At 70.5% G+C, this 15,821-nt stretch carries 13 protein-coding genes; 7 read left to right on the plus strand and 6 right to left on the minus strand.

The genetic code is table 11. From position 1 onward, the window contains the following. Positions 1-29: 29 nt before the first annotated feature. A complete protein-coding gene (locus WBG06_RS04850; protein WP_336735389.1) occupies positions 30-2,375 on the plus strand; it encodes a hypothetical protein in 2,346 nt (781 codons plus the stop codon). 98 nt (positions 2,376-2,473) lie between these two features. Here WBG06_RS04850 and WBG06_RS04855 read toward each other — a convergent pair whose 3' ends face one another. From WBG06_RS04855 to WBG06_RS04875, 5 genes are all read right to left on the minus strand, one after another. Next, on the minus strand, positions 2,474-6,028 hold the full coding sequence (locus WBG06_RS04855; RefSeq protein ID WP_336735390.1) for a bifunctional glycosyltransferase/CDP-glycerol:glycerophosphate glycerophosphotransferase: 3,555 nt from the start codon (positions 6,026-6,028) through the stop codon (positions 2,474-2,476). Positions 6,029-6,095: 67 nt separating this feature from the next. Further along, on the minus strand, positions 6,096-6,509 hold the full coding sequence (locus WBG06_RS04860) for a hypothetical protein (protein ID WP_336735391.1): 414 nt from the start codon (positions 6,507-6,509) through the stop codon (positions 6,096-6,098). Beyond that, positions 6,509-7,285: an SDR family NAD(P)-dependent oxidoreductase gene (locus tag WBG06_RS04865; RefSeq protein ID WP_336735393.1), complete on the minus strand. Its 777-nt coding sequence runs from the start codon at positions 7,283-7,285 to the stop codon at positions 6,509-6,511. Before WBG06_RS04865 ends, WBG06_RS04860 begins: the two co-directional genes overlap by 1 nt. After that, the gene (locus tag WBG06_RS04870) at positions 7,278-8,501 is read right to left on the minus strand and encodes an AMP-binding protein (protein WP_336735394.1); all 1,224 of its coding nucleotides are present in this window, start codon (positions 8,499-8,501) and stop codon (positions 7,278-7,280) included. The genes WBG06_RS04865 and WBG06_RS04870 overlap by 8 nt, the downstream gene beginning before the upstream one ends. Beyond that, complete coding sequence (locus WBG06_RS04875) at positions 8,498-8,749, minus strand: phosphopantetheine-binding protein (protein ID WP_008354901.1); 252 nt, start codon at positions 8,747-8,749, stop codon at positions 8,498-8,500. Before WBG06_RS04875 ends, WBG06_RS04870 begins: the two co-directional genes overlap by 4 nt. A gap of 101 nt (positions 8,750-8,850) precedes the next feature. Between WBG06_RS04875 and WBG06_RS04880 the strand changes: the two genes are divergently transcribed. Together WBG06_RS04880 and pseI are read left to right on the plus strand one after the other, a co-directional pair. Beyond that, entirely contained in the window at positions 8,851-9,387 is a 537-nt protein-coding gene (locus WBG06_RS04880; protein ID WP_336735395.1) for a GNAT family N-acetyltransferase, read from the plus strand. After that, positions 9,387-10,442 (plus strand): pseudaminic acid synthase, encoded by a 1,056-nt coding sequence (gene pseI, locus WBG06_RS04885; RefSeq protein WP_336735396.1) that lies wholly within the window; start codon positions 9,387-9,389, stop codon positions 10,440-10,442. The genes WBG06_RS04880 and pseI overlap by 1 nt, the downstream gene beginning before the upstream one ends. Here the strand turns inward: pseI and WBG06_RS04890 are convergent. Continuing rightward, positions 10,439-11,494: a PseG/SpsG family protein gene (locus tag WBG06_RS04890; protein WP_336735397.1), complete on the minus strand. Its 1,056-nt coding sequence runs from the start codon at positions 11,492-11,494 to the stop codon at positions 10,439-10,441. The genes pseI and WBG06_RS04890 overlap by 4 nt on opposite strands. 106 nt (positions 11,495-11,600) lie before the next feature. On the opposite strand from WBG06_RS04890, the gene pseB reads away from it, so the two are divergent. The 4 genes from pseB to WBG06_RS04910 all read left to right on the plus strand — a co-directional run bounded on the left by pseB (position 11,601) and on the right by WBG06_RS04910 (position 15,711). Continuing rightward, positions 11,601-12,635: a UDP-N-acetylglucosamine 4,6-dehydratase (inverting) gene (gene pseB, locus WBG06_RS04895; RefSeq protein WP_336735398.1), complete on the plus strand. Its 1,035-nt coding sequence runs from the start codon at positions 11,601-11,603 to the stop codon at positions 12,633-12,635. A 2-nt stretch (positions 12,636-12,637) separates the two neighbouring features. Further along, a complete protein-coding gene (gene pseC, locus WBG06_RS04900) occupies positions 12,638-13,759 on the plus strand; it encodes a UDP-4-amino-4,6-dideoxy-N-acetyl-beta-L-altrosamine transaminase (protein WP_336735399.1) in 1,122 nt (373 codons plus the stop codon). Then, the gene (locus WBG06_RS04905) at positions 13,756-14,490 is read left to right on the plus strand and encodes a glycosyltransferase family protein (RefSeq protein WP_336735400.1); all 735 of its coding nucleotides are present in this window, start codon (positions 13,756-13,758) and stop codon (positions 14,488-14,490) included. The genes pseC and WBG06_RS04905 overlap by 4 nt, the downstream gene beginning before the upstream one ends. Before the next feature lie 75 nt (positions 14,491-14,565). Beyond that, a complete protein-coding gene (locus tag WBG06_RS04910) occupies positions 14,566-15,711 on the plus strand; it encodes a hypothetical protein (RefSeq protein ID WP_336735401.1) in 1,146 nt (381 codons plus the stop codon). Positions 15,712-15,821: the final 110 nt, after the last annotated feature.

Genomic DNA, 15,821 nt, shown 5'->3' on the forward strand with positions numbered 1-15,821 from the left:
ATGCCTCGAACCATCAATGAAGGAGTCCCATGGCCAGCCCAGCTCGACGACTCGCTCGCCAGCTGCTCCCCGAGCGCCTGCGTCAGAGCCTGACGGCGCGCGTCCCCGCCATCTCGGAGGGTGCGCCGGAGGCCGCGAAGCCGGCGCCGATCTCCATCGAGGTCGAGCCGCTGGTCGTCGCCGCCGACCTCGACGGTGCGGTCAGCGCCGCCGGTGGCGGCTTCTACGAGCGTGCCTGGGCACTCTTCCAGGGCATCCCGGTGGAGACGTGGGCAGCGACGGCCGCCGACGAGTACGTCATGTCCGGGCTCCACGTCGACCCCGACGCCACCCGCGCGACCCTGCGCGACCTCGCCGAGTCCAGCCCTGCGTACGTCCCGGGGCGGGCCTGGCTGGCGATGACCAGCCGCGTCTTCGGCTTCGGCGACCAGGAGCTGGCCCGCAGCCTCTACGCCCGGCTCGACGAGGCCGTCGGCGACGGCACCAAGGGCGACACGAAGTGGGTCGTCGAGAGCCGTGACTGGCTGCGCTCGTGGGTGGCTGCCGACAACGACGAGCCCGAGGGCCCGGAGGTCCCGGAGGACACCGTCTCCTACGCCGTCGTCGACTACGGCCACCCCGGCCGCTCTCGCGCCTCGGCCAACATCGGCGACCACGTCCAGACTCTTGCCTCCCTCGGTCACGTGGTGCGTCACAAGGACCTCGAGTTCACCGGTGAGTCCGAGCTCGACGACCTCGCCGACCGGCTGCGCGAGCGGGTCCGCCCCGAGCGCGTCCGCGAGGGCCTGTCCGCCAAGGTCCAGCTGATGACCCTGCAGCGTGACGCGTCGATGTACCAGCCGGTCCCGAAGGACACCTGGATGCTCGGCTTCGGGTGGTACATGCACCCCATCTTCGAGATGCGCTACGGGATGCCGTTCCACAAGAACCTGTGCCCGATCTTCGTCTCGTTCCACTGCAGCACCCGCGCCATGATGACCGACGAGACGATCGACTACCTGAAGAAGTACGCCCCGATCGGCTGCCGCGACTGGACGACCGTCGACATCCTGCTCTCCGTCGGCGTGCCCGCGTTCTTCTCGGGCTGCCTCACCACCACGGTCTCGACCGTGTTCCCCGACGCGGAGCAGCTGCCCGGGCCCGACGCCCCGGTCGGCTATGTCGACGTCTTCGACGGGTCCATCCCCGAAGGCGCCCCGACCTACGCCCAGGGCGGTCTCGACGAGGTCCGGTTCCGGCCGTTCGTGCGCAACATCGACGACGCGATCGCGATGCTCGAGGGCTACCGTCGCGACCACCGCAAGCTGGTCACCAGCCGCCTGCACTGCTACCTGCCCGGTCGCAGCATCGGGATCGACATCGACTTCCGCCCGAAGAACCTCTCGGACCCGCGCTTCGCCGGCCTCAACCCGCTCACCCCGGCCGAGTTCGACGGCATCCGGGAGAGCATGAACGACCGGCTCGAGAAAATCCTCACCACGATCTTCTCCGGTGCCAGCGTCGAGGACGTCTACGCCCAGTGGCGCGAGATGAACGCCGCCGAGGTCGAGATCGCGCGTCAGCGCCGGGCCGGCGCCCGCAAGGTCGGCGAGCTGCGCAGCTCGATCGCCGACGACGTACGCAGCAACCCGGTGCACACCCCCGAGCAGGTCCCGGCCGACGCGATCCACGTCGCCGTCTCCGCCCGCCCCAAGCAGCGCCCGAAGCTGCGCCGGCTGATCAAGTCGATCGCGGCGTACTCGTCCCGTCCGGTCCACCTGTGGGTGCAGACCGGTGGCACCGACCTGCGGCTCGACGAGCTCGCCCGCCCGGGCATCACGCTCAGCGCACTGGACGTGTCCGGTTTCGACGGCATCAAGCTGCCCGACGGCAGCACGATGCCGATCGGCCAGGTCGAGCGCCTCGTGGTGGCCGACCTGCTGCCCGACGTCGACAAGCTGCTGATCCTGCCGGTCTCCGCGGTGCTCACCGAGGACATCGCCGGACTGGCCGACACCGACCTCGGTGGCAACCTGCTGGCGGCCACCGACGTCGTCGGCACCCGCGGGGTCAGCGGCTTCCAGCAGATCCACGCTGCCGCCAACAAGCAGGCCGAGCGCACCACCGAGGCGGCCGAGCTGCGTCGTGACGGCCACCAGCGGCACGCGTTCGACTTCGACGCCTTCGACATCGAGGTGCTCGTGCTCGACGCCGCCCAGTGGCGGGACAAGGGGCTGCTCGCCTCGCTGGCGCCCTACGTCGAGACCTACGGGATGACCTACCGCAACGTGGTCCTCCTCGAGGTCGGCCCGCACCGCGCGGTCCTGCCCGAGCGCTGGAACGCCATCCCGGGCAAGACCTCGGTGGCCGAGCCGGCTCTCGCCCGACTGCCCTGATCCTGGGCTGAGCCCGTAGACGCAGCGATGGCGCGCCCCGCGAGGGGACGCGCCATCGCTGCTTCTGTCGGTCGGGGCTGAGCCCAGACCACCGAGGCTCAGGGCTTGTCGAAGAAGGCCTCGACGACCCGCTCGGTCGCCTTACCGTCCTGGGTGTATTGATACTTCGCGTTGAACGCGGCGATCCGGTCGCGGTAGTCGGCCTCGAGCCGGTCCAGGTCGGACAGTGCCTCGACGACCTGCTCAGCGGTGTCGAGCATCGGTCCGGGAGCGGTGTCGGCGTAGTCGTAGAGGAAGCCGCGGATGCCGCCGGTGTAGTCGGACAGGTCGGGCACCAGGAACACCATCGGCCGCCCGGTGAGGGCGAAGTCGAAGCGTAGGCTCGAGTAGTCGAGCACCGCCGCGTCGGAGGCCAGGATCAGGTCGTTGATCTCCGGGTAGTCGGTGACGTCAATGATCCGGGCGGTGCGCTCGCTGCGCTCGCTGCCCTTGGAGTTGAACCGGTGACCGCGCAGCAGGATGACGTAGTCGTCCCCCAGCGCCTCGCTGGCCGCGACCACGTCGAGGTGCTCGACCATCTTCGCCGAGCGATAGTTGAGCGCCAGGTGGTCCCGCCACGTGGGGGCATAGAGGATCACCTTCTGGTGGGAGCCGATACCGAGCAGGCTCCGCGTGCGCTCGCGGTCCTCGTCCACCGAGGGGCCCACCAGCGCGTCGTCGCGCGGGTAGCCCTCGCTGTGGATCGGGCCGTCGTAGGCGTACTCCTCGCGGTAGTAGCGGTCCATCTCCGGCGTCGGCGTCAGGATCAGGTCCCACCCGGCGGTCGTCCGGTCGAGCTCGGCCTCGCAGCGCAGCGGCGAGAACATCTTCGCGCGCCACATCCGCAGGCCCATCGACTTGGCGGGGTAGCCGTGGAACGTCTGCAGGAACCGCTGCCCCTCCCGCTTGCGCCACCAGCGGTCGAAGTCGATGTTCTGGACAAGGTATTTCGCGGTGCCGATGACCCGGTACCACTCCGGGCTCTGCAGCACGACCGGGACACCGCCCTCGGGGACCCGGGAGGCGTGGTCGGCGATGCCCCAGTAGAGAGTGAGGTCGGGGCGGGTGCGCCGAAGGTGCTCGTGGATCGCGAGCTGGGAGTCGGTGGCGGTCGAGCCGGCGTAGGTCGAGAGGTAGACCGCGGACTCGTCGAGGGGTTCCTCGGCCGCCAGCACGCGCTCGCGGGCGAGGTTGTGGGCGTAGCTGCCGGCGTGGTCGACCGGGATCGGCGGCTGCAGGGTGACGCCCGGGCCGTTGCCGTTGACCGGCCGGAGCCGGACCTCGTCGCTGGTCTGGAACTCCGCCTGATGCTCGAGGAACGGGGTGGTGTGGCGTACGTTGCCGGTGCGCTTGGCCCCGCAGGTGAGCCGGAACTGGTAGACGCCGCTGGGCAGGACGGACTCGCCCAGGCCCCACTCGTCCCAGTACAGCGAGAAGACCACCTCGAACTCGGCGGCACCGGTGTCGATCGTGACGGTCTCGCTGTGTCGCGAGCCGGCAAGCGTCAGCCGGGCATGCTTCGGGACCGTGCTGAGCCAGTGGCCGCGCACCGTGATGCGACCCTGGCCGAGCTCGACGCGGTCCAGCGCGACGGTGTCGGCCGCCTCGACGATCTGGGCGTAGCCGCGGCCGTCTCGGCCGACGAGCACGCTGCCACCGCGCTCGCCGGTCCACGGCTCGCCGGTCGGATCGGTCCAGATGATCCGGCCCGAGCCACCGTCCTGGAGGGTCTCCAGCCGCCAGGCGGCGGACGTCCCGGGCTCGGCGGCTCCGTGAGGCGGGAGGTCGAGCCTGACCTTGCCGTCCTTGACGGGTGCCTCGATGCGTACGCCGCCACCGATCGCCCGCACGGCCCGCGGAAGGTCACCGGTCAGAGCCAGGGAGACCGTGCGGCCGTCGACCTGCGCCTGCTCCAGGGAGGTGTTCGTCGTGGGGACGGCGCGGAAGCTGAGCTGGTCGTTGAACCGGTCGCAGGCGACGGACAGACCGGCCGAGGTGTGGATCCGAGGCCGGTAGCGCGTCGCCAGGTTGCCCGCGGGACCGCGGGTGTCGATCTGGACCTCGCTGGTGGTGCGGACGACGCCGTCGACATCGACGGTGACCTCGAGATGCCAGCGGCCAGCGGCCAGCTGGGTCAGGTCGACCTCGGTGCGGCACCCGCCGGGACGGTAGTCCTGGTATTTGTGCCCGATGGTCATGTTGGCCTGCGCGTCGTAGCGCGGCGTGACCGTCAGCTCGATGGCATCCGGGAGCACCTCGTCGGGGTCGCTCGCGAAGCCGTCCTCGTCGTCCATGTCGACCAGGTCCGGCACCAGGCGTGCGGTGACGACCGGGGTCGTCTCGGCGAGGTCGACCAGCTCGATCCGTGCCACCAGGTCGACCTCGACCCGGTCGGTGTCCAGCGGACGTACGTCACGGACCAGCACCCGCGCCGGCGTCTCGTGCACGTTGAGCGTGGTCACGGCCGCGGGCAGGTCGGTGTCGGGGAAGATCCCGTGCACCTGTCCGTCGACGACCCGGGTGCGCAGGTTGCCGCGCTCGAACCAGCGGGACGCGACGAACGCGGTCAGCTCCTCGCGCTGGTCGGCGATGAGATAGGACAACCGCGCGCGTACCTCGACCGGCAGCTTGAGCCACACGCCGGTCGAGACGTCGCGCTCGATCTCGACGACGAGGTCGCGCAGGCTGGTCCACTGCTCGGCGCTCATCCGCTCGACGTCGCCGAGGATCGTGTTGGCCCGGCTGGTGAGCTCGCCGAGCGCCCAGTGGTCGCGCAGGTCGGAGGCGAGCTCGCCGATCGCGACCCAGGTCGAGCGGGTCTGCTCGATCCACTCCTCCATGCCGAGGGTCTGGTCGTGGAGCTGCTCGACCGGCGTGCCGTCGGCACGGTCCATGTCGACGCACACCGGCGCCGTGACCACGTCGAAGCGGTTGGCCTTCAGGTAACCGTCGAACCCGACCGCCGCGGCGCCACCACGGCCACCGAAGCTGAAGCCGTTCCGACGCCAGAACGAGGTGCGGAACAGCCGGTTGCTCACCCCGACGTCGCTCAGCGCGACCGGGAACTCGTCCAGGGTGAGACCGGAGCGGTTCTGGGCGTGCACGAGGTCGTAGGTCGGGACCACCGGCGGCGAGAGCCGCTGGCGGCTCTCGATGCGACCGACCGCCAGGTCGGAGCCGCTCTGCTCGAGCGAGGTGACCAGGGTGCGCATCGCGTTCGGGGTGAGCAGGTCGGCGGCGAGCAGGAAGCAGACGTAGCTGCCGCGCGCCGCGCGGCCGCCGCGGTCACGGGCTTCCGCCTGCGACGCGGAACGGTCGAGAAGGCGGAGGCGATAGTCGTCGGGGAACTCGGCGAGGATCTGGTCGCTCACCACGCTGGCCTGCCCGTAGGGGGCGACCAGGATCTCGAGCGCGGTGTGGGTCTGCTCGCGTACGGAGAGGAGCGACTCGGCCAGGTATTGCTTGTCCTGGTCGGTGACGGTCACCACGACCGAGACGAGCGGTGCGCGCTCGTGGCCGAGAACGCGATGCCCGGCGTCGCGAGCCAGTCGACGGACGCCCTGTGGCATCCTTCGTTCGGCGCGACGTAGGACGTCGACGATTCCCTGACCCATGCAAAAATCCCTCTCGGTTCGACGGCGTCCCGGATGACGCCCCCGCGAATCTGGTCGAATCCAGAGGTTACAGGCGAACGAACACTCTCCCGCACTCCGGCTGATGCCCCCGGAGTGTTCCACGGCCGATCGACACCACGATGCCCCCTGGAAGATGCACGGTGCTCAGGCTCAGGCTCAGGCCCAGGTCGGGCCGGTCGCCACCACCGGGGTTCTGGGCCATCAGGTCCACCAGGTCGACGACCCCGCGGCCGGTGAGCTTCGCGACGCACTCGGCTCTGGTCCACCGCTCCCAGAACCGGTCGGTCCCGAAACGTCTCGCGAGAGCGGTCGGCACCTCGCGGTCCACCTCGCCGTCGATCGCCACCGGTACGTCGTAACCACCCGTCCACGCCACCACTCGGCCGTCGTGGAGATGGCTGCGGGCGCGGTAGCCGGCGAGCTCGGCATCGCTGCCGACGCGGAGCCGGCTCCCGGGCATCAGATCGAGCCGCCGCCGTCGATGACGATCGACTGGCCGTTGATGTTGGTCTGCTCGAGCAGCAGCATCCGCACGGTCGGCACGACGTCCTCGGGCGTGGTCATCGCCCCCGAAGGCGTACGCCGCGCGATCGACTCGAGCTGGTTGGCGCCGAGCACTGCGGACATCTCCGAGGCGAAGAACCCGGGCGCGACCGCGTTGACCAGCACCCGGCCACCGAGCTCACGGGCCAGCGAACGGGTCGCCGCGTCGAGACCTCCCTTGGTGGCGGAGTATGCCACCAGGCCCTGGTAGCCGCGCTGGCCGCAGATCGAGGTCACGTTGACGACCCGGCCCTTGAGGCCCTTGCCGATCAGGCGCCGCAGCACGAACCGGGTCAGCACCAGCGGCGCGGTCAGGTTGGTCTCGATGATCTGCGCGATCCGGTCGGCGGAGGTGTGCACGTGCAGCGAGTCCTGCCCGATCGCGGCGTTGTTGACCAGCCCGTCGATGACGCCGAGCTTTCCCTCGACCTCCTTGACGAAGGCCTGGGCCGCCTTCTCGTCGGTCACGTCGACCGAACCGACGTGGGTCGCGTCGGGGAACTTCTCGGCGAGCACCTCCATCTCCGGAGTCACCGTGCGCGCGAACGCCGCGACCTTGACCCCGCGCTCGAGCAGGTCGGCGACGATGGCCAGGCCGAGGCCTCGTGAGGCGCCGGAGACCAGCACGACGGAGGCGGGCTGGACAGCGCTGATCGCCTCTGGCTTCGCTTCGGCAGGGTGTACGTCAGACATCGCTCTTCAGCGTCTCCTTGGCCGGGATCTCGGCACGCATCGTGATACGCCGCGGCACGGCGTACTCGGGCAACTGCCCGGCCGCCCAACGAGTCAGGTCGTCCGCGGTCACGTCGGAGCCGGACCCGAGGACCACGTCGGCGACGACCATGGTGCCGACGAGAGGCGCCTTCCGGCCGCGTACGGAGGCCCAGGCGACCTCGGGGTGGGACTGCAGCAGGTCCCGGACGGCGCCGGCGGACACCTTCGAGCCCCCGACGTTGATCTCGTCGCGGTCCAGGCGACCGGTGACCAGCACCCGGCCGTCCTCGATGCGGGCGGCGTCTCCGGTGCGTACGGCGCCGGCCATCTCGGCGCCCGCGGCGTCGGTGCCGTGGTGGGGCGAGGTGATCACCAGCTCGCCGTCGACGACCGACAACCGTGGACGGCCGGGTACGTCGCGATCGAGCCACTCCGCCGGGAAACCGGCGCGGCCGTCGTGGACGACGATCGCGGCTCCCACCTCGGAGGAGGCGTAGATCCAGGAGACGCGCGCGGCCGGGAAGGCCTCGCCGAGCTGCGTCAGCACCGCCTGGTCGACCGGCTCGCCGCCGAGCGTGACCTGCTCCAGCGGCAGCTTCTGCAGCTCGGCGCCGTGGCGCATCAACGTACGTCGCCAGAACGTCGGCGTGCCGGACACCGCGGTGACACCGTGCTCGAGCGCGGGCGCGACCCAGTCGTCCAGGTCCGCCGGGTCGACGAGCACGACGTCCTGGCCGGGCACGCCCAGGCCCAGGGTGATCACCTGCCACCAGGCGTACGTCCCGGGCGAGTAGGGGCACAGCCAGGTGCGCGGGGCCAGCTCGCCGGTCACGGTCGAGAGCGACGCCAGGGTGTGGCCGACGCGCTTGGGCCGACCGGTCGACCCGGAGGTGAGCAGCCAGACCCGGCCGTCCTCGGCCGCACGACCGGCTGTCGTCGCCTGGACGTCGTCGCCGGTCGAGAGGTCGAACCCGGCTTCGCGCAGCTCCTCGGCGAGCGGCTCGTCGAGCCGTCCGGCGGCGACGACGAGCAGCTCACCGCCGTCCTTCAGCGCGGCGACCATCGGCAGCGCGTCGACGCCGTGCTCCACCACGTAGGCCGTCGGCGCCGACCGTGGCGCGGCCCGCTGGGCGAGCTCACCCCAGGTCGCCCGCCGCCCCGTCCGGGCGTCGGTGACGAGGTTGTCGGCGATCACTGCCCCTGGATCTCCACGAGCAGGTCGAGCACGTCTCCGATCGTCTCGATCGAGCGGAGGCCGGCCGCCTCGAAGTTGAGCTCGTCACCGATCTCGTCCTCGACCCGGAGCGCGAGCTCGGAGAAGTCGAGGGAACGGAAGCCGATGTCGGCCAGCTTCGCGGTGTCGTCAGCGGGCAGGGTCTTCCCCTGCACGGCCAGCACCTCGCCCATGAGCTTGCGGACCGCCGGTCGGTCGAGAGTCTCCATGGCCTCGGACCATATCGCGACGCCCGGCCGCCGAATTTCCCACGGGGCCTGAACAGGTGAGTAACGTGAGCGCGCATTCCCCCGACCGCCTGAGGAGACCGATGCTACGACCGGCCACCGTCGACGACCTGCCGAACATGCTCGCGTGGCGCAACCAGGACGCCAACCGGTCGGTGAGCATCACCCAGCATCTGATCGCCGCCGAGGAGCACGCCGCCTGGTGGTCCCGGGTCAGCCAGGACCCGACCCGGCGGGTGCTGATGTTCGAGCACTCCTCCCGTCCGCTCGGCGTGGTGACCTTCTTCGACCACGACCCGGTCGCCAGGTCGGCGTCCTGGGGCTTCTATCTCGACCACGACGGCACCGCCGCCGACGGCACCGCGCTGCTGGCCTGGACCAAGGTCATGCGGGAGGCCGTGGCGTACGCCTTCGCTCCCGAGCCCGACGGCCTCGACGTCGACCTGCTCGAGGGTGAGGTGCTCCCCCACAACGAGTCCGTACGTGCCATGAACCGCCGCCTCGGGTTCACCGAGGGCGAGCCCTACGAACAGACCGTCGGCGACAGCACGGTGACCTCGATCCCGGTCCGGCTGCACCGCGACGACCGGCCCACCCGACGTTCCGGCAAGGAGCAGTGATGACCACCCACGAGATCGCCGTCGGCGACCGGCTGATCGGCCCCGGGCACGAGCCGTTCGTGATCGCGGAGATGTCCGGCAACCACGGCGGCGACCTGGAACGGGCGCTCGACATCGTCCGCGCCGCCGGCGAGGCCGGCGCGCACGCGCTCAAGATCCAGACCTACACCGCCGACACCATCACCCTCGACGTCGACACCCCCGCCTTCCGGCTCTCGGCCGATCACCCGCTGTGGCCCAACCGCCGCCTCCACGAGCTCTACGAGGAGGCGCACACACCGTGGGAGTGGCACGAGCCGATCTTCGCGCTGGCCTCCGAGCTGGGCATGGTCCCGTTCTCCGCCGCCTTCGACCCGACCGCTGTCGACTTCCTCGTCGGGCTGGGGGTCCCGATGCTGAAGTCGGCCTCCTCCGAGATCACCGACCTGCCGCTGGTCCGGGCGATCGCCGAGGCCGGGCTGCCGACGATCATCTCCACCGGGACGGCGACGCTCGCCGAGATCGACGCGGCGGTGCGTACGGCACGGGCGACCGGCAACGAGGACCTCGTCGTGCTGGCCTGCACCGCGTCCTACCCGGCCCCTCCGGAGGCCTCCAACCTCCGCGGGATCCCGGTGCTGCGCGACGGGCTCGACGTGGCCGTCGGCCTCTCCGACCACACGCTCGGCATCGGCGCCTCGGTCGCGGCCGTCGCCCTCGGCGCGTGCGTGATCGAGAAGCACATCACGCTCTCGCGCGAGGACGGCGCCGTCGACTCCGACTTCTCCCTGGAGCCGCACGAGTTCGCCTCGCTGGTCAGCGAGACGAAGATCGCCTGGCAGGCGCTCGGCGAGGCTCGGATCGGCCCGAAGTCGGCCGAGCGCGAGGGCCTGCGCTTCCGCCGCTCGCTCTTCGTCACCCGGGACGTCCGCGCCGGGGAGAAGGTCGGGCCGGACAACGTACGCTCCGTCCGACCTGCCGACGGGCTGCCGCCCGCCGACGTCGACATCGTCTTCGGCCGCACCTTCACAGCCGACGTCCCGGCGGGCACGCCGCTCAGCTGGGACCTGGTCTAGGCCCGATCATGCTCGAGGGCGAGGAGCGCGTCGGCGACGCGCGCCGGTCCGCGGCCGTCGACCGTGGTCCAGCAGGCGGCGCGCAACCTCTCCCGCAGGCGTACGTCACCCAGGAGCGCCTCCAGCCGGGTCACCGCACGCCCGGGATCGGCGTCGAGCTCGGCCAGGGTGGCGATCCCGAGGGCCAGGCCGTCGGCGTCCATCCGCGCGTAGGCGTCCGCCTGGTTGTCCGCGACACAGACGAACCCGACCGCCGCGCCGAGGCAGAAGAGCTCCCAGGCCGAGGTGCCGGCGGCACTGAGCACCACGTCGGCGTCGGCGACGAGCTCGGCCAGGGTGTCGGTCGGCCCGATCACCTGGACGACCTGTCCCGGGGCCGGTTCGATGCCGTGGGTGGCCTCGGCCAGCTCGGGCGTGGCCGCGATGACGGTCAGCTCCACCGCGACCCCGGTCCGAGCGACCAGACGAGCGACCCGTGGCGCGACACCGAAAGCGTCCGTGCCCCCGAAGAACGCCAGCACCCGCAGCGGCGTGTGCTCGTCGGCGGCGGTCTTGGGCCGGCTCGGCCGCTGCCGGACGATGTCGCGTCGCTGCTGGGCGTAGTCGAGCCCGCCGAGGTGTCGGGACCCCTCGGGAAGGGTCCACGCGGAGGCCTCGGCCCCGAGGTTCTGGTCGAGGTAGAGATCGGCGACCCGGCCACCGGGGTCGCCGTCGGTGAGCGCCAGCAGCGGCCAGCGGTCCCGCAGGTCGGCGTAGACCGAGGCGGGGAGGAGGTAGGAGTCCACGACCACCGACGAGGGGTCGAGGCCGACGAGCACCTCGCGGACGTCTTCGGGTCCCGGGAACACGATCTCGATCCCCCGCCGCCGCACCTGCTCCGCCGCCCAGGGCACCCGGTCCAGGTCGGCGACCATCACCACGCGTACGCCGCGGGCGACGAGCTCCTCCCCGAGCGCCAGGCAGCGCATGACGTGCCCGATCCCGACGTCGGGACCGGCGTCACAGACCATCGCCACGCGGCGCCGATCGGCGTCGCGCGATACCCCGGACATGTCTGCGCAACCTCCCGATCTCGTCCGTTCCGACGAACGGCACGGTGTCACCTTTTGCGCGCCAGATCGTTGGCGCACCAGTAAGGCCCAGACTAGAGAGAGCCCTGTGACCGTGCCCCATTCGGACGCCCCCGAGTCCGCCGCCCCGACCGACCATCCTCTCGATGGCGCCAGCATCCTCATCACGGGTGGGACCGGCTCGTTCGGCAAGGCGTTCATCCGCCACGTACTGGACAACCTCAACCCGAGGCGCGTGATCGTCTTCTCACGCGACGAGCTGAAGCAGTACGAGTGCCGTCAGCTGTTCGGCAACGACCCTCGGCTTCGCTGGTTCATCGGTGACATCCGTGATCGCGACCGGCTCCACCGGGCGCTCCACGGCGTCGACTACGTCGTCCACGCCGCTGCGCTCAAGCAGGTCGACACCGGGGAGTACAACCCCTTCGAGTTCATCAAGACCAACGTCCTGGGTTCGCAGAACGTCGTCGAGGCCTCCATCGACGCCGGCGTCAAGAAGGTCGTCGCCCTCTCGACGGACAAGGCCTCCTCGCCGATCAACCTCTACGGCGCGACCAAGCTGACGGCCGACAAGATCTTCATCCTCGGCAACAACTACGCCTCCTCCTACGAGACCCGGTTCTCCGTGGTGCGCTACGGCAACGTGACCGGCTCGCGCGGCTCGATCATCCCGAAGTGGAAGGCGATGGCCGAGCGCGGCGAGCCGCTCGGGATCACCGACCTGCGGTGCACCCGGTTCCTGATCACGCTGCCGCAGGCGGTGCAGATGGTGCTCGACACCTTCGAGCTCATGCAGGGCGGCGAGCTGCTGGTCCCGCACATCCCCTCCCACAAGGTCATCGACCTGGCGAAGGCGGTCGCACCCGACGCGACGCTCGTCGACATCGGGCTGCGCCCCGGCGAGAAGCTCCACGAGGAGATGATCAGCCCGGAGGAGGGCCGCCGCGCGGTCAGCATCCGCGACGGGAAGTACTACGTGATCGAGCCCGAGAACCCGCAGTGGGGCTACAAGCCGATCATGGACGCCGTGCCGGTCCCCGAGGGTTTCCACTGCGCCTCGGACAAGAACGACATCTGGTACGACGCCGACGACCTCCGCACGGTGCTGGAGTCGGGGATCTGAGCATGCTGCCCTACGGCCGCCAGTCGGTCTCCGAGGAAGACATCGAGGCCGTCACCGCGGTCCTGCGCGGCGACTGGCTCACCACCGGACCGACGGTCGCCGCGTTCGAGCAGGCGCTCTCCGACCTCGTCGGCGGCCACCGCGCGGTCTCGTGCACCTCCGGCACCGCTGCCCTCCACATCGCCTACGCAGCCGCCGGGGTCGGTGCCGGTGACGAGGTCGTCACCACGCCGATGACGTTCGTCGCGACCGCCTCGGGAGCCTCGCTGCTCGGCGCGACGGTCGTCTTCGCCGACGTCGAGGAGGACACCGCCCTCATCGACCCGGCCGCCGTCGACGCGCTCGTGACCGACCGCACCAAGGTCGTCGCCGCCGTCGACTACGCCGGTCATCCGGCCGACTACGCCGCGCTGCAGCCGATCGCCGACCGGGTCGGCGCGCTGACGCTGGCGGACGCGGCGCACTCGATCGGCGGTCTCTCTGGCGGGCGCCCCGTCGGCGACCTGGCCGACCTGACCACGCTCTCCTTCTTCCCGACCAAGAACCTCACCACGGCCGAGGGCGGCGCGGTCGTCGCCAAGGACCCCGCGCTGGCCCAGCGGGCCCACGAGTTCCACTACGTCGGGCTGATGCGCGATCCCGCCCGGTTCCGCATCGAGGACGAGGGGCCGTGGCACCAGGAGGTCCACGAGTTCGGGCTCAACTACCGGCTCACCGACCTGCAGTGCGCCTTCGGTCTCTCCCAGCTCAAGCGGCTCGCCGCGTTCAAGCAGCGCCGTGCCGAGATCACCGCCCGCTACGACGCGGCGCTCGCCGACATCGACGGGTTGCGGCTCCCGGTCCGGCGCGAGGGGGTCGACCCGGCATGGCACCTCTACCCGGTGCGCATCCTCGAGGGCCGTCGGCGCGAGGTCTTCGAGAAGATGCGGGCGGCCGGCATCGGCGTACAGGTCAACTACCTGCCCGTCTACTGGCACCCGGTCTACGCGGACCTGGGCTATCGGCGTGGGATGTGCCCGAACGCGGAGGCGTTCTACGCCGAGGAGCTCTCCCTGCCGCTGTTCCCCGACCTGACCGACGACCAGGTCGACGAGGTCGTCGAGACGCTGATCGGGGTGCTGTGAAGACTCGTCCGAACATCGCGGTGATCACCCAGGCCCGGATGACCAGCACCCGCCTCCCGGGCAAGGTGCTCCTGGAGGCGGCGGGCGTCACGATGCTCGAGCATCACCTGACGCGGCTCACCGCGGCCGGACTCCCGGTGGTCGTCGCGACGACCACCAACACCGACGACGATCCGGTCACCGTCCTGGCCGACAAGCTCGGCGCCGCGGTCGTTCGCGGCAGCGAGCACGACGTGCTGTCCCGTTTCGCTCTGGCGGTGCGGGAGTTCGAACCCGACGTCGTCGTCCGGGTGACCAGCGACTGTCCGCTGATCGACGGCGATGTCGTACGCCGCGGCGTGGACGCCTGGATCGCTGCCGGCGATCCCGCGCTGTATGCCAGCAACGCCCTGGAGCGCACCTACCCGCGAGGGCTCGACTTCGAGGTCTTCTCCGCGGCCGCGCTGCTGGAGGCCGACCGGCTCGCGACCGAGCAGCCCCACCGCGAGCACGTCACCCCGTGGCTCTACACCGACGACGCCCGGCCCAAGCTCAACCTGCCGTGGGAGCGGGACGCCTCGGCGTACCGGATCACGCTCGACACCCCCGAGGACCTGCGGCTCCTGCGGATCCTCATCGAGGACCACGACGCGCACCGTCTCGACACCGCCGGCCTCGTCGCCCTGCTGGAGAGCCATCCCGAGCTGGTCGAGATCAACGCCCAGATCGAGCAGAAGAAGCTCGGCCAGTGAGCCTCGGCAAGTAAGATCCGTGCACACAGGGGATGTCGCACCCTTCCGTTCCAGCAGCGACATGGGGAGCGTTCCATGCAGAAGACTCTGATCGTCCATTCCGGCACCTTCAAGACCGGGAGCACGGCGATCCAGACCTTTCTGGCGCGCGCCAGCCGCGAGGGGAAGCTCCCGCCCGAGGTGGCCTATCCGACGATCGGCCGGGGCGAGCACAGCATCCAGCACCAGAACCTCTACTCCGAGCTCCTCGGCGAGGTGCTCTTCTCCCCCGCCCTCGGCACGTGGGAGCAGCTCGTCGAGTCGATCGCCTCGGGCACCGCCGAGACCACGGTGATCTCGTGCGAGGCGTTCTCGATGCTCCAGCCCGAGCACATCAGGGCGATCGGCGAATACGCCCGCCAGGCCGGCGCGAAGGTCCGCTGGGTCCATTACGTACGCGACCAGGCCACCTTCTACAACGCCTTCTACGTCGAGCGGCTGATGGTGATGCGCCCTGAGCACGCCGAGCTGGTCGACCTGCCCTTCGAGGACTTCCGCGAGTGGTCGCCGCTCGACATGAGCTTCCTGCACTACGGCCAGTTCGCGGACACCATCACCACGGCGATCCCCGACGTCGACCTGCGGCTTCGCCCCTTCATCCGCAAGGAGCTCCGTGACGGGAACGCCGTCGCCGACTTCCTCAGCACCTGCGAGCTTCCCCTCCAGGGCACCGGGGCCGCTGCGACCAACGTCGGCTCCGGCTGGAGGACCGTCGAGACCGCGCGCCACCTGGCCCCGATCGTGGCCGCGGCACCGATGCGCGGGCGGCTCCGCGGAGCCGACTCCTGGAAGGCCACCCGGCTACGGTGGATCCAGATGATCCGTGGCGACTACGTCACCCTGACCACCCAGCTCGGCTGGAACAACACCAGCGCGGTCTACATGACCCCCGAGTTCCGCCAGGAGCTCCTCGACGACTACCGCGAGGACAACCTCCTCATCGGCAAGCTCGGCGGCTTCGACTTCACCCAGATGATCGAGCAGAGCACCTTCCCCGACTACAACATCGGCGACTACGCCACCATCCCGGGCAACGAGGTGATGCAGGTCGTGAAGCTGGTGATGCAGGGCCTGCACACCATGCCGGAGGAGATCCAGCAGGAGGTCGAGGCCGGCCGCGCCCGACGCCGCGAAGCAGCCCCGCCCCCGCGGCGACGCCTCCGCGGCCTCCTGCGTCGCTGAGCCGTCGCACCGCGGCCCAGGATCTGGGAGGGGCGGTCCGGCGCTGAACGAACGTTCGTTCGTCCCCTCGCGGTGAACGAACGTTCGTTCACCGCGGAGCGCCTATCTCT

Source organism: Nocardioides sp. CCNWLW239 (assembly GCF_037137035.1).
GTDB lineage: Bacteria > Actinomycetota > Actinomycetes > Propionibacteriales > Nocardioidaceae > Nocardioides.